Source organism: Halorubrum sp. SD41 (genome assembly GCF_058630335.1).
This window is the reverse complement of record NZ_JBZVGZ010000011.1, coordinates 75042-89763: the sequence shown is the minus strand read 5'-3', so window position 1 is coordinate 89763 and position 14722 is coordinate 75042. Positions and strand designations below refer to the sequence as shown.

Sequence of the window (14722 nt, the reverse complement as noted above, 5' to 3'; positions counted from 1 at the left end):
CGGAGTCAGTATCTCGTAGTGGCTTCGACTCCCGAGTCTCGTCGAACGATCTTTCGACGTATCGCTCAGCGATCGTACGTTGAGTGGCCGGCGTATGATTCGACACCACTGTATGACCGAACGTCGCTCGCGGGACTGGAATCAGATGTTCGGACGATTTCGGAGACGTGGTTCAGCCACGAGAGCCACAACTCGGTCGAAAAGTTCGTCTGTTCGCTGCCGCTCGCTTACTTCAAATTCGAGATCCATGACCGCTATGCGGGATCGACGAGCTACGAGATGGACACCCTCTTTCGAGTGTTCATGTTGAAAGAACTCCACGGACGGGACCACGAGACAGCACTCGTCGGATTCCTCGAGTGCCACCCTGAATTGCGTGAGCAACTCGGACTCGAGAGCGTTCCGAATCAGTCGACGCTCTGGCGTAGCTGGCACGAGCGCTTCACGGTGAGTTACGCGAGACGGTTGAGACGGCTGCCCAGACGGCCCTGATCAATGCCCAAAACGCGGGTGTGAGCGTTCCGCGTGACCCGGACAGGACGCTCCCTCAGCGAGGAGACAGTACCGGAGACTCCGATCCGGACGAGCAGACCGTGCTGGAACAGGCGGGAACGATCACGGATCACGTCAGTCGCGTTGTCTTCCCGGCGTTCTCGATGGATCGCGGAGAGGGTTGTGAGATCCACGAGAATGCCTACTGGGACTTACAGACCTATCTCGGCCTCCGCGAGAACTTAGCTGCCAATGAGGGGGCTCGGAGCTTCATTTACGAGTCGACGCGTAGTCGGACACCGCTGGGACACGCCCATCGTGATCAGATTCGTGACCTCTCGATAGCGGAGATTCGCGAGATGTACCGCCAGGCCGTGAAACGGCTACTGGATGAAGTCGCGGAGACAGAGCAGTTCTTCCGAGCCGGAATCGTGGCCATCGACATCACTGAAGCTGAGCCCTTCACCGGTGATAGAACAGGTCACGAGGATGAGATCATCGGGACAAAAGAGAAGACCGACGAATACGCCTATCAGTGGGCGACCGTCCAGCTCGTCGGTAATGCGGTCCCGATTGTCTTAGACGCAAGGCCGGTGCGGCGTGGCGAGAGTCGGCTCGAAATCGTCGAGGATCTACTTGACTCGGCTGAGGACCTCGTCCACGTCGACAGCGTGCTGATGGACAGAGAATTCGACAGCCAACACGTCTTGGAGATGATTAGCCAACGCGGGCTCACGTACGTCGTTCCAAAGCGGATGCACACGAGCGAGAGAGCCCAGGCGAAACGGCTCTTGAAGAGTGAGACAGATCGATACGTGAACGACCGTAAGCTCCACTTGGGCAAGAATGAGTGGCACCAGACGACGCTCGTGTACCGTCGAAACGAGGATTCTGAGTACACTGACCACCGGCAGTATTCGGTGTTCATGTGCAACGGTAATGTGGGACTGCTGAGTGAGTACGGCTATCGCTGGGAGATCGAGAGCGGTTACCGGAGTATTAAGCGGTTCATGGCCGCGACAACCTCGAAGAACTTCATACTGCGATTCTTCTACTTTGCGTTCGCCTGTCTGCTGTACTCAATCTGGCGGGCCGTCGACCTCCTCGTGCAAGTCGAGTTGGCGGGTGAGTACGAGCATTCTCCGATTGTGACTGCGGACAATACGCTCACACTGTTGAAGAAGGAAACTGGAGTCGGGTAATCGCTGATATTGAGCCAGTGAGAACAGGGGAAACGAGCGGCAGCGCTGTTCTGATCTCTTCAAATACGCAGTTCTAGTTGGGATACTAACTGGAAGTGGTGTCCCGACCCGAATGTGAACCGTGTCAAGTTCGGTGGTTCGGCTGATATCGTACATACCAGCGGTGCTATAGCCGCCGTAGTCTCAACTTCCCCCGAAGTAGATTTGCTATCGCGGTATACGCTATATCACCCGCTCCCGCCGAACGCGCGTCCCTTTTAGGAATCGCCGGAGTAGGGACGCGTATGGTGCGAAACGTCGCCGGCGACATGGCGGAGCTCGACCCCGAGGACTTCTACCTCCTCTCGGGCGTCGAGCAGGGGATGCGCTTCTCGGAGTGGGTCCGCCGCGACAAGCTCCCGGAGTACGCCGACCTCACGCGCGAGGAGGTCGACTACCGCATCGACCGGTGTCTCGACCGCGAGCTGATCGAGCGGAAGACGATCCAGTACGAGGGGTACCAGCTCACCTTCGAGGGGTACGACGCCCTGGCGCTCCGGACGTTCGCCGAGCGCGAGACGATCGACGGCGTGGGGTCGCCGCTCGGGCTCGGGAAGGAGGGCGACGTGTACGAGGCACAGTCGTTCCGGCCGCTCGCCCTGAAGTACCACCGCGAGGGATACACCAACTTCCGCGAGGTGAACCGCGAGCGCGAGTACACCGCCGACCGGGACCACGTCTCGTGGCTCTATACCGCGCGCAAGGCGGCCGAACGCGAGTACGAGGCGATGGAGGAGCTGTACCCCGACGTGAGCGTCCCCCGACCGGTCGACCACAATCGACACGCCATCGTGATGGAGAAGTTCGCGGGGGCGGAGCTGTCGCGCGCGACACTCGACCCCGAGCAGGCGGTCGGCGTCCTCGACCTGATCCTGCGCGAGCTCGCGACCGCGTACGACCTGGGCTGGATCCACGCCGACGCCTCCGAACACAACGTCGCGGTCGCCGAGAGCGGCATCACGATCTTCGACTGGCCGCAGGCGGTGTCCGTCGACCACGAGAACGCCCGGGAGTTCCTCGAACGCGACGTCGAGAACCTCGTGCGCTACTTCGCCCGGAAGTATCCCCACGAGGTGCCCCGAGACGCCGACACCGACGGAGTCGCCGCCGCTATCGCCGACGGCTCGTTCGAGAGCGTTCGGGCGTTCGGCGCCGAATAAATCACATAGCGCGATACGAAATCTGTTCTCGTCCGCGATCTAGGATCTTGCGCGTTCGGCTTCTGTCGCCCTCCGAGCGCGTCTCCGTCCCGCGTTGCGGCACCTCCTCGTCTCGTCGGCCGTTCCGGCCGGTCTCCATCGCGGGCCGCGCGCTCGGCCACCGCCAGCGGGCGCCGAGAATTTAGGGCCGCCTAAGATTCGAAACCGCTTTAAATCTTTAGGGTGGCCTAAATCGTATGGGATCAGACGCGGACCGACTCGCCGGCACGCGACGCGACGCGATCAGGTACGTCGGCGCCGTCGCCGGCGCGGGACTGCTCGCCGGGTGTAGCGGGAGGGAGGCGGCGCCGAGCGAGTCCGAGGACGGGAACGGATCCGCGGACGGCGGCTCCGGCGGCGACTCGTCGGACGGGGACGCGAACGCGGACTCGTACACGGCCGCGATGGCGCCGGTCGGCGAGGTGACGTTCGACTCGGTCCCGGAGGACGTGCTGGTGTACAGCCTGCTGTACGCCGACCTCGCGGTGGCGCTCGGCCACGGCGACGCGGTCAACTCGCTCGGGTTCGACGCCGACGCCGGCGGGAACACGCTCGACGCCTACTACGCGGCCCTCGACGGCGTCTCCTTCGACCGCGAGGGACTCACGCAGCTCAACACCGGATCGAGCGGCGGCATCTCCGTCGACCGCGAGCTCCTCTACGAGCTCGACTCCGACCTCCACCTCGCCGACCCCTGCCTGTTCGCCTCCTTCGACGGGTGGGACGCGGACGACGTCGACGAGGTCCGCAACAGGATCGGCCCGTGGTTCGGGAACGTCTACAGCCGGCGGCACTCCGAGCCCCCCGAGTCCTGCCGCGACGAGTACGAGTACTACGCCCTCCCCGAGATCGGCGAGCGCGTCGCCGCCGCGTTCCGCGAGGAGGAGCGGTTCGCCGCGCTCGACGCGGTCCGCGAGGACCTGGTCGAGACGGTCCGGAGCGACCTCCCGCCGGAGTCGGAGCGCCCGACGGTCGCCGCGCTCATCTACATGGACGGCACCTACTACCCCTCCCGGACCGACGAGCCGGGATTCGCGAACGCGCACGTGCGCCCCTTCGAGGTTCCGGACGCGTTCGCCGCCGAGGAGGTCACCTACGAGACCGCCTACGGCCACGAGCAGCTGCTGGAGGTCGACCCCGACGTAATCCTCCACCAGTACGGGATCGCCTCCTACTACGACGTGGGGGCGATCCGCGAGGAGCTGTCTGCCCACCCGGTCGCCGGCGAGCTCGCCGCGATAGCGAACGACCGCTTCTACCCCTCCGGCGATCCGGTTCAGGGACCGATCATGAACCTGTTCCAGCTGGAGATGACCGCGAAACAGCTGTTCCCCGACCGGTTCGGCGAGTGGCCGGGCTACGAGCACGGCGACGACTACCCCCAGATCCCCGCCGACGAGCGCCTGTTCGACCGCGACGCGGTGGCCTCGATCGTCGCCGGAGGGGCGGAATGAGCGGCGCTGCCGGGCGCGAGGCGGACACCGCCCGGACCGTCGAGCGCGACGTCGTCGTGGTCGGCTGTGGTCCGGCCGGCTGCGCCGCCGCGGTGTTCGCCGCGCGCGACGGCCTCGACGTCGCCGTCTTCGACCGCGGGCGGTCGTCGCTCGCGCAGTGCGCGCACCTGGAGAACTACCCCGGGTTCCCGGCCGGCATCGACGCTGGGACGCTCGCCGAACTCATGCGCGAGCAGGCCGAGCGGGCGGGCTGTGCGGTCGTCGAGGACCTCGTCGAGTCCGTCGAGCGCGCGGAGGGCGACGCCGGCGACCCCGGCAGTTCCGGCGACGACCCCGAAACCGAGCGCTTCGTCGTCACCCCGCAGTCTGGCGATCCGGTCACCGCCCGCCGGGTGGTCGCGGCGACGCGCTACGACGGCGAGTACCTCCGCGGGCTCGACGACGACGACGCGATGTTCGAGGTCCACGATCACGGCGGCGAGACGCACGAACACTTCGACCGGGAGTACGCCGACCGCGACGGCGAGACGCCCGTCGACGGGCTGTACATCGCGTCCCCGTCGGACGCCGACCGACAGGCGATCACGGCCGCGGGGCGCGGCGCGCGGGTCGGTAAGCGGGTCGTCGCCGACGCCCGGGTCGCCGACGGCTGGTGGCGCGAGGCGGCCGAGGGGGTCGACTGGGTCCGTCGCGAGGCGGAACTCGACGGCGAGTGGGCCGACCGCGACCGCTGGGTCGAGTGGTTCGACGCGGAACACGCCGACGGCCCGGTCGACCCCGACTCGGAGCGGTTCGCGCGCGTTCGCGAGGCCGCGGTCGACGACGCGCTGGCGGCGTACGTCGACGCCGACGAGGAGCGGGCCCGCGCCGCCGCCGGCCACCGCGCGCTCGCCGAACACCTCGACCCCGAAGCGGTCGTGGAGGCGCACGGGGCCGACGCGCTGCTCGACGCGATGGACGACGAGGCGGTCGCGGCGTACGCGGGCGGTGAGGGGTCGAACTCCACGCGAGCCGAGGAGGGAGCGCGATGAGCGCCGACCGACCGGCGACCGACGGCGGATCGGTCACGGGCGACGGGAGCCGGACGGTCGGCGGGGAGTCCCCCGCGCGGCGGCCGGCCGAAGGAGGGCGACTCGGGTGGCTGTTCGAGGCGCGGCTGTTGACCGTCGCCGCCGCGAGCCTCCTCTTGGTCGTCGTCGCGGGGCTCGTTCAGGTGAGCTTCGGGGCGTACTCGATGACGGCCGGGCAGGCGTGGCGAGCCGTTCTCGACCCCGCCGTCCTGCTCGACCCGCGGTGGCTGCTCAACTTCCTCCTCGGCGAGGGGCTGATGCGGACCGTCACGGGGTTTCAGGGGGAGCTCCCCGAGCTCGCACACGAGACGCTCATCGTCTGGAACATCCGCCTGCCGCGGGTGCTCGTCGCCGTCGTCGTCGGAATGAACCTCGCGGTTTCTGGGGCCATCTTCCAGGCGGTGACGCGGAACGAGCTCGCGAGCCCGTTCATCCTCGGCGTCTCCTCCGGGGCCGGGCTGATGATTCTTCTCACCCTCGTCGTGTTCGGCGGACTCACGGCGTTCCTGCCGCTGATCGCGGCGCTGGGCGGGTCGGTTGCGTTCCTGATCGTCTACGCCATCGCGTGGAAGAACGGGACCAGCCCCGTACGGCTGGTGCTCGCGGGCGTGATCGTCGGCACCGTCTTCAACAGCCTCCAGACGGGGCTGTTCTTCTTCGCCGACGACATCGCGGTCGTCCAGTCGGCGATCCAGTGGACGACCGGGTCGCTGACCGGAACCGACTGGGAGCAGGTCCGGACGGCGCTCCCGTGGACGGTCGCGGCGATGGGGCTGTCGCTCGCGGGCTCGCGGCAGCTGAACCTCCTCCTGCTCGGCGAGCAGACGGCGAAGTCGCTGGGGATGTCGATCGAGAAGGTGCGGTTCGCGCTCTCCGGCGTCGCCGTGCTGGCGGCGGCCGCCAGCATCGCCGTGGCGGGGATCGTGAGCTTCGTGGGCCTCATCGTCCCCCACGTGGTCCGGAATCTGGTCGGCAGCGACTACAAGCGGGTGATCGTCGGCTGCCTGTTCGTCGGCCCGGCGCTGATGGTCGGCGCCGACGTCGGCGCGCGCCTCGGGATGAGCGTGCTCACGGGCGCCGACGCGCAGATCCCGGTGGGGATCGTCACCGGGCTGGTCGGCGGGCCGTACTTCCTGTACCTGATGCGGCGGCGGCAGAACGTGGGTGACCTCTGAATGTCTATCTTCCGCGCGAACGCGACCGAGTCGGAGGAATCGAGCGGCGCGACCGAACCGGCGGCGGACGGCCCGGGCGACGCGGCCGAACCGAGCGGCGCGGACGGGGCGGACGCCCCGGGCGGCCCGGCGGCCGACGCGAGCGACCTCGACGCCGAGGACCTCGTGTTGGGCTATCCGACGGCCTCCGAACCGGTGATCGACGGCGAGTCGATCGCGGCCGAGCCGGGCGCGGTGACCGCGCTCGTCGGGCCGAACGGCTCCGGGAAGAGCACCCTGCTGAAGGGACTCGCGAACCAGATCTCTCCCGAGGACGGCTCGGTGCTGCTCGACGGGCGCGACGTTCACTCGATGGACACGAAGGCGCTCGCGAAGCAGCTCGGGCTGCTCTCACAGGAGAGCACGTCGCCGGACAGCATCACCGTCGAAGAGTTGGTGTACCACGGCCGCTACCCGCACCGCGGGTTCTTCGAGCGGACGACCGACGAGGACGCCCGCGCGGTCGAGCGCGCGATCGAGCTGGCGGGCTGCGGTCACCTGCGGGACCGCGAGGTCGGGAGCCTGAGCGGCGGACAGAAGCAGCTGGCGTGGATCGCTCTGGTGTTGGCGCAGGACACCGATGTCCTCCTCCTCGACGAGCCGACGACGTTCCTCGATTTACACCACCAGATGGAGGTGATGGAGATCGTCGAGACGCTCCGCGACGAGAGCGACGTGACCGTCGTCGTCGTGCTCCACGACATCGAGCAGGCCGCGCGGCTCGCCGACCGCGTGATCGCGCTCGCGGACGGCGAGATACGGGCCAGCGGCCCGCCCGAGGAGGTCGTCACCGAGGAGCTGCTCTCCGAGGTGTTCCGCGTCGACGCCGAGGTCGTGGACACCGATCGCGGCCCGCGAGTGACGCCGCTCCGCGCGCGCCACGAGGAGTAGCCGACGAGGCTGCGGGGGCCGGCGTGTCAACTAATTTTAGGCCGACCTAAAGATCGGAACGGTTAACTTGGTTTAGGGTAGCCTAAAAATATGCTCAACGAGGACGCGGTACCCGAGGAATCGACCCGCAGAGCGTTCGCGAAGTACGGCGGTACGGTCGCTCTCGGCGGCCTGCTCGCCGGGTGTACCGGCGGCGACGCCGGGGACGACCCGTCCTCCGGTTCCGACGGCGACGGCGGGAACTCGACCGACGGCGAGGCCGGCGACTCGGACGCCTCCGCGACGGACGACACCGACGACGGGAGCTACACGGCGTCCATCTCTCCCACCGGCGAGGTGACGTTCGAGTCGCCGCCGGAGACGGTGTTCACCCGGCTCACGCACCACGCGGGCATGGCGTTCGCGCTGGGCCGCGAGAACGACGTTACCGCCCTCCACGCGCCCGACTACTACGACGGCCTCTGGAACCAGTTCGTCGAGCGGCTCCCCGGCGTTTCGCTCGACTGGTCGGGGCTCTACTCCTCGTGGCAGCCCGACAAGGAGAAGCTGTACGCGCTCGACAGCGACGTCCACCTCGCGGACCCGGCGTGGATCACCCGGCAGGACGCTTGGGACCGCGAGGACATCGACGAGATCGCCGAGCGCGTCTCGCCGTGGTTCGGCAACTCGCTCTCCGACCGCCACCAAGAGCCGACCGACGAGTGGGCCGACGGCTACCAGTACTACGGTCTCTGGGAGCAGTTCGAGATCGTCGCCGACGCGTTCCGGGAGCGCGAGCGCTACGAGGCGCTCGCGACCGTCCGCGAGGACCTCCTCGCGACTATCGAGGACGGGCTCCCGCCGGAGTCAGAGCGCCCGACCGCGATCATGATCGCCGCCGCCGACATCGAGCAGATCTACGCGTACACGCTGAGCAACCCCGGCTTCCTCACGTCGCACACGCGCCCGCTCGGGCCCCGCGACGCCTTCGAGGGGAGCGTCGAGTCCGGTACCGTCGTCGACTTCGAGACGATCCTCGAGGCCGACCCCGACGTAATCCTCTACCTCGGCGGCTTCGAGCCCGGGACCGACATGGCCGGGCGGCGGGCCGCCTTCGAGGACGACCCGGTCGGCGCGGAGGTCACGGCGGTGAAAAACGGCCGGATCCACCCGCAGGGCGCCCGGTACCAGGGACCGATACTCAACCTCTTCCAGCTCGAGATGACCGCGAAGCAGCTGTACCCCGAGGCGTTCGGCGAGTGGCCGCGCTACGAGGAGGGGCCGTACCCGGAGATCCCGGCGGAAGAGCGGCTGTTCGACCGGCAGCGCGTCGCGGACGCGATCAACGGGGACCTGTAGATGCGCGCCCGCGAGTGGACCGTCGCGGCGACCTACGGCGATCCGGCCGACTACGACGTGCCCGCGCTGCCGGCGTGGCGCGTCGAGCGCGGCGAGGCCGGCGGGATCGCGTTCGCGGCGACCGACCGGGAGGAGTCGTTCATCTCGGCCGAGCGGCCGGTTCGGGTGCGTCGGTGACCGGCGCCTCCTCGACCGGCCGGCCGCCGGGACCGAGCGCGACGCGCGACCGAAGCCCCTACGTCGGCGCGCCCCTGCCGGCGGGTATGAACGCGACCGAGACGCGGGCGACCGACCGCCCCCCACGGAACCGACGGGTGTCCGGCCGATGACCGGCGAACCGACCGCATCGCGCGACGTCGTCGTCGTCGGTGGCGGGGTCGCCGGCCTCTCGGCGGCCGTCTACACCGCGCGGCAGGGCCTCGACACCCTCGTCGTCGACCCGGGCGGTTCGATTCTCCGGCGGAACGCCCGCCTGGAGAACTTCCCCGGCTTCCCGCTCGGCGTCGACGCGCGTCGACTACTTGACCTGCTCGGCGAGCAGGCGGAGACCGCCGGCGCGGACCGCCTCGACGCGCGCGTCGCCCGGGTCTCGCCCGTCGACGGCGACCCTGATCCCGCCGCCGACGCAGCCGACGGCGCTCGATTCGTCGTCGCGACCGACGACGGCGACCGGACCCGGGCGCGGCACGTCGTCGCCGCGACGAAGAACGAGGTCGGCTACCTGGCGGATCTCGACGGCGTCGCGATCGTCGACCGCGGGAAGGCGTACGTCGACGCGGACGAGCGCGGCCGGACCGGTGTCGCCGGGCTGTACGCCGCGGGACGCCTCGCCCGGAAACCACATCAGGCAGCGGTGTGCGCCGGCCACGGCGCCGAGGTCGCCGTGACGCTGCTGGAGGAGTCCGACGAGCCGTTCTACCACGACTGGGTCGCGCCCGAGGGGTACTTCACCGACCGCGACCGCGACGTGCCGCCGGGATGCGAGGAGATCGACGCAGACGAGCGCCGCGAGCGGGAGGCGGCCGCGCTCGACGCGACCCGCGAGCGGTTCGCCGAGCCGCACCCGGACCCGCAGGAGACGCACCCGAGCCTGGAGGACTGAACGCACGCGACCGGACCCACTCGACCGTGATCGGAACCACCCTACTCGACATCGCGGACCACATCGAATCGCTCGCGAGCGAGGACGGCGAGTTCTCGCTCGTCTGCGCGCGGTACGGCGACCGCCCGGTCCCCGCTGCGGGGCTACGGTTCGACAGCCGCGAGACCGCCCGCGCGGCGGCCCGGGCGACGGAGCAGTACCGCGACGCGCTCCGCCGGTACGACCCCGAACTCCCATTCTACGACGTGGTCGTCAGACAGGGGTTCGCGGAGCCGCCCTCGCGGCCGACGGGGCGGGACGACGGAGCGCGGACGTCCGCTCCCGACGACGCCCCGACGCCTGCCCCCGACGATCCCGCGACGTTCGCCCCCGACGACGGGGTGGCGCCGCCCGACGAGCTGACGGATCGGATCGTGGACGGCGCCGCCCACCGCCGGCCCGGCGGCGACGGCGGGCCGACGGACCGCCGACACGCGGACGGATCCGGGGGGCGCGGACGGGCCCGCGACCGCGTCGAGTTCTGTCACGCGACGGCCGCGGCGACGTTCGAGGCGCTCTCCGCCGGCGGCCACGACCGCGCCGAGTCGGCGGTCATGGACGCGTACTTCTCGCTCGCCGAGCGCGTCTCCGACCCCGACGACCTCTGCCTCTGTCTACTCGAAGCGATGGCGGCCGCTCTCGACCGACACCTCGGTCCGACGACGCAGGCGGCGGTGGTGGCCGACGCCGCCGAGCGCCTCCCCGACCCGCCGGAGCCGTCCGCCGGCGACCCGGTCGGCGCGGCGTTCGACCGCCTCGCGGCCGTCGGACTCGTCGAGGGCTACGAGCGCGTCGACGACGCGGGACCGGCCTCGAACGCCGGGGGCCCGGACGACGACGCGACGGTCCGGATCACCGGGTACGCGCTGTCGCCCGCCGACGGACGGGTCGCGACCCTCCCGGCCGCCCTAGAGGTGTGCCGTCGGGATTCGCGCGGGCGGATCGCCGGGATCGCCCTCCTCGCGGGTGCCGGCGACTCGGCAGATTCGGACTGGTGGGTCAGGGTCGACCCGGACGCTCCCTCCCTCGACGGCGGCCCGTCGACCGCGTCGGTCCCCTCGGGGAACTGACCGCCGCCGCGGCGACGCGCCGCCCGCCGCGCGATCCGGCTCGCCGCCCCGGATTCCGGCGCTCCGATTCACCGCGACTCGGCGCCCGCGTCGCCGCCTTATTCCGCGTCGGATTCGATCCGGACGAGGTCGGCCTCGACGTCCTCGACGAACGCGCCCTGGCCCCCGACGGTGACGTCGCCGTCGTCGGTCTCGACGACGAGCGAGTGCTCGACCGGGAACTCGTTGTTCGTCGGCTCGACCATCCCCTGTCGTGCCTCGACGACGCGGCCGACGACCTCGGCCGGCTCGTCGTCGTCGGTCCACCGGCCGCCGACGGTCACCCGCGGCTGGTCGCCGGCGCGGAGCCGCAGCGTCGCCTGGAGGACGGTGTGCCTGAAGTCGGTGTACTCGGCCGGGAGCGGCGCCGGATCGGCGACGGCGAGCTCGGTCGCGGCGGGCCAGTAGTTCCCGAGGAAGGAGCCGACGATCACCGGCGCGAGCTGCTCCTGCGCGAAGGCGATCGCCTGTCGGTCGGTCGTCGACCGGCGGAGCAGCTCGGGCGGGGAGACGACGCCGGCCGCGGAGTCGACGGTGAGCAGCGTCGGCATCGCCTCGCTCCACGTCCGGACGACGTTCGCGACGCCCGACAGCGCGGGGTCGTCCGCGTCGAGGTCCGCGGCCGCGTCGGAGACCACGAGCAGGACGAGCACGCCGCGGTCGACCGCGTCGGCGAGCGCCTCCTTCACCTCGGGGAGCTGCTTCGCGGTGATCGACAGCGCGACCTCGCTTTCGGCGTCAGCGAGCAGCGACCGGATCCGCTTGATCACGGTGGCCCGCGACTTGATCACCTCGAACTGCTCGGCCTGGCGCTCCACGCGGGAGTAGCGCTCCGCCAGCCCGGGCCGCATCGCGTCCACGTCGGACCGGAGCCGGTCTATCACCTCGTCGGGCGGGTTCGCGCGGATCGTCGTCGGCACGACGTGGTCGTTCACCTCGACGAAGCCGCGCTCCTCCAGCGACTCGCTCACGCTGTAGACGTACCGCTTCGAGACGCCCGCCGCGTCGGCGACGGTGCTCGCCTTCGCCTCGCCGTGTTCCAGCAGACTGAGATAGGTGTCGACCTCCTTGTCCGAGAGCCCGAAGCGACGGAGGAGGTCGGTCAGCGTCCGGTCGTCCATACGCACGCCTCTTCCGAGCGGCACTTATAAGGGTCGGTCCGGGGCGTCAGACCGCCGCCCCGGCGTCGGCGCTCTCGCGGGCGCCGTCCGCGGTTCGACGGCAGTCAGCGGAGGACCGCGACCGCGTCGACCTCGATTCTGGTCTCGCCGTCTTCCGCCTCATCGTCGCTCGCGTCGCTCGCTCCGAGTATCTCCTCGTCGCCCCCGAACAGGTCGGCCTCGACTCCGTCGGGCACGGCGACGGTCGCCGACGCCTCGGCGAAGTTGGCGACGACGAGGAGCGGGTCGCGATCGGCGTCGCCGCCGTCGGCCGCCCCGTCCGCCGGCGGCGTCCGCTCGTAGGCGAGCACGCGCTCGGCGTCCCCCTCGACGACGCGGGCGTCGGCCGCCCGGTCGTCAAACCTCACGGCTCCGTCGCGGAGGAGCGGTTCCGCCTCGCGCAGCGCGGCCAGCCGGCGGTGGAACTCGGTGAGGCCGTTGTCGCCGTCGTGCCACCGGATCGGGCCCCGGTACGTCTCGTTGCCGCGCTCCTGTCCCGCGTAGATCATCGGCGCGCCCGGCAGCGTGAACGTCACGGCCGCGGCCGCGCGGAGGGCCGCTCGGCCGTGCTCGGCGAGGTACCGGTCCTCGTCGTGGTTCTCGACGTAGCGCATCTGGGAAGCGGGGTCGTCGAAGCCGAGCCACTCGCCGCGCGCGAGGGCGGTCTCGACCGCGTCCGCCGGCGCCTCGCCCGCGCCGACCGCGCGGAGCGTCTCGTACAGCGAGGTGTCGTAGTGGCGGTGGAACTCGCCCTCGCCGTAGAACGGGTCGTGCGGGATCGTCTCGTCGAGGAGGAGGACGTCGTCCGGGACGCGGTCGGCGACCTCCTTCCAGAAGCCGTGCGGGACCCCCCACGCCACGTCGGCGCGGAACCCGTCGACGACGCCGGCCCACTCGTCGACGACGCCGAGCAGCCACTCGCGGACGGTCGGGCTGTCGTAGTTGAGGTTCGGGATCCGCCCCCACTCGAAGTAGTAGTCGGGCATGTCCCCCTCGCCGAGCTCGGCCCAGTCGATCCCGGTCACGTCGGCGGCCCCGTCGGTCCGCCGGTAGTGGTCGGCGTACGCGTCGACGCCGGCAGAGTGGAGCTGGAAGGCGGGGTGGTCGCGGGAGGTGTGGTTGATCACCAGATCGAATATCACGCGGATCCCGGCGTCGTGGCAGGCGTCGACCAAGGACTCGAACGCCTCGCGGGAGCCGAGGTCCGCGGCGGTGTCGTCGTAGTCGGTGACGTGGTAGCCGTGCTCGGTCGGCGACGCGAGGACGGGGGTGAGCCACAGCGCGTCGACGCCGAGGTGCTCCAGGTACTCGACCCGGCGCTCGATCTCCCGGAACGTCGTCGGCAGCGTGTCGCCCGCGAACGACCGCACGAACACCTCGTAGACCGTCGGCGACTCGGCCCACTCGGGCGTCGGGTTCGGGTCGGCGACCGCGACCGCGTCGTCGACGCCCCCCTCGGAGTTCGCGTCGGTTCCACCCGTCTCGATCCGCACCGTCTCCGCGGCGCCGTACCGCTCGCCGCGCGGGACCGCGTGGATCCGGACCGACTCGGGGAGGTCGTCGAGCGGGACCGTGAGCGTCCGGCCGTCCGCGCGCGACTCGACCGCCGCGACCGTCTCCGGGTCGGCGTCGCGGTCGTCGACGAGGAACGTCGCGTCGAGCGCGTCCGGGTCGCCGCCGCGCTCGACCTCGTCGACCGCCGGAGCGGGCTCGACCGCGGCGGTCAGTCGGAGCCGGTCGCTCCCTCCGTCGTCACCGGGCTCGTCGGCCTCGACGACTGTCGCGTCCAGCGAGAGGCGCGGTCGGCCGGGGCCGGGCACCTCGCACTCCCCGTGAACCGCCGCCGAGCGGTCGCCGTTCGGGACGAAGCCGTAGCCGTGTCGCCCCGGCGGGACGCGGACCGAGGCGACCCACTCGTCGCCGTCGCGCTCGGCGTGATCGAGCGCGAGCCGGTTCTCGTTGTGCGGCCACAGCAGGGAGACGCGGTCGACCTCGCCCTCCTCGACGGCGAGGTCGTCGGCCGAGACGCGGATCGCCGCCTCGCGCCGCTCGTCGGGGAAGACCCTGACGCGCTGGCGGTGGACGCCGTCGGGCGCGTCGAGCGCGAGGACGTAGGTCCCGGGGGCGTCGGGCGCGAGGTGGACGACCGGGTCGTCGCCGCGGCCCGTCTCGCCCGCGCGCAGCACCGCCGACGAGGCGTCCGCGGTCGATGGCTCCTCGTCCTCGACCGCGGTCGCCGAACTCGGCGGGCCCGTCGCGTCCGGGTCCGGACCGTCTCCGGGGGAGAGGTCGCTGTCGGCGGGCGCGTCGCGGACGGTCCAGCGGTAGGTCCCGTCGGGGTCGGGGGATCGCGGCGCCAGCTCGACGGGCTCGCCGACGCTCGTCGTTCGCGGGGGGCCGGGTTCGTGCACGC

Annotated in this window: 11 protein-coding genes and 1 pseudogene; 10 read left to right on the top strand and 2 right to left on the bottom strand. The window is 70.5% G+C overall.

Annotated features, from left to right (window positions below):
* Positions 1 to 18 precede the first annotated feature (18 nt).
* From AC4NMM_RS06920 to AC4NMM_RS06875, 10 genes and pseudogenes are all read left to right on the top strand, one after another.
* Positions 19 to 1694, top strand: a pseudogene (locus tag AC4NMM_RS06920) (transposase).
* Positions 1695 to 1978: 284 nt separating this feature from the next.
* Positions 1979 to 2893 (top strand): serine/threonine-protein kinase RIO2, encoded by a 915-nt coding sequence (locus tag AC4NMM_RS06915; RefSeq protein WP_096393749.1) that lies wholly within the window; start codon positions 1979 to 1981, stop codon positions 2891 to 2893.
* Between the two features lie 236 nt (positions 2894 to 3129).
* Positions 3130 to 4386, top strand: coding sequence for an ABC transporter substrate-binding protein (locus AC4NMM_RS06910; protein WP_491923900.1), 1257 nt, complete (start codon positions 3130 to 3132; stop codon positions 4384 to 4386).
* On the top strand, positions 4383 to 5417 hold the full coding sequence (locus AC4NMM_RS06905) for an FAD-dependent oxidoreductase (protein ID WP_491923899.1): 1035 nt from the start codon (positions 4383 to 4385) through the stop codon (positions 5415 to 5417). Before AC4NMM_RS06910 ends, AC4NMM_RS06905 begins: the two co-directional genes overlap by 4 nt.
* Entirely contained in the window at positions 5414 to 6631 is a 1218-nt protein-coding gene (locus tag AC4NMM_RS06900; RefSeq protein WP_096393746.1) for a FecCD family ABC transporter permease, read from the top strand. Before AC4NMM_RS06905 ends, AC4NMM_RS06900 begins: the two co-directional genes overlap by 4 nt.
* A complete protein-coding gene (locus tag AC4NMM_RS06895) occupies positions 6632 to 7561 on the top strand; it encodes an ABC transporter ATP-binding protein (RefSeq protein WP_491923898.1) in 930 nt (309 codons plus the stop codon).
* A 90-nt stretch (positions 7562 to 7651) separates the two neighbouring features.
* Positions 7652 to 8899 (top strand): ABC transporter substrate-binding protein, encoded by a 1248-nt coding sequence (locus AC4NMM_RS06890; RefSeq protein ID WP_491923897.1) that lies wholly within the window; start codon positions 7652 to 7654, stop codon positions 8897 to 8899.
* Positions 8900 to 9076 carry a hypothetical protein gene (locus tag AC4NMM_RS06885; RefSeq protein WP_172863931.1) on the top strand — a complete coding sequence of 59 codons (177 nt, stop codon included), beginning with the start codon at positions 8900 to 8902 and terminating at the stop codon, positions 9074 to 9076.
* Positions 9077 to 9224: 148 nt separating this feature from the next.
* On the top strand, positions 9225 to 10001 hold the full coding sequence (locus AC4NMM_RS06880) for an FAD-dependent oxidoreductase (protein ID WP_491923896.1): 777 nt from the start codon (positions 9225 to 9227) through the stop codon (positions 9999 to 10001).
* 26 nt (positions 10002 to 10027) lie between these two features.
* A complete protein-coding gene (locus AC4NMM_RS06875) occupies positions 10028 to 11110 on the top strand; it encodes a DUF7551 domain-containing protein (protein ID WP_096393742.1) in 1083 nt (360 codons plus the stop codon).
* A gap of 98 nt (positions 11111 to 11208) precedes the next feature.
* On the opposite strand, the gene AC4NMM_RS06870 is transcribed toward AC4NMM_RS06875, so the two are convergent.
* Both AC4NMM_RS06870 and AC4NMM_RS06865 read right to left on the bottom strand, forming a co-directional pair.
* Positions 11209 to 12270: a TrmB family transcriptional regulator gene (locus tag AC4NMM_RS06870; RefSeq protein ID WP_096393741.1), complete on the bottom strand. Its 1062-nt coding sequence runs from the start codon at positions 12268 to 12270 to the stop codon at positions 11209 to 11211.
* 104 nt (positions 12271 to 12374) lie between these two features.
* Positions 12375 to 14720 (bottom strand): alpha-amylase family glycosyl hydrolase, encoded by a 2346-nt coding sequence (locus tag AC4NMM_RS06865; RefSeq protein WP_096393740.1) that lies wholly within the window; start codon positions 14718 to 14720, stop codon positions 12375 to 12377.
* Positions 14721 to 14722 lie beyond the last annotated feature (2 nt).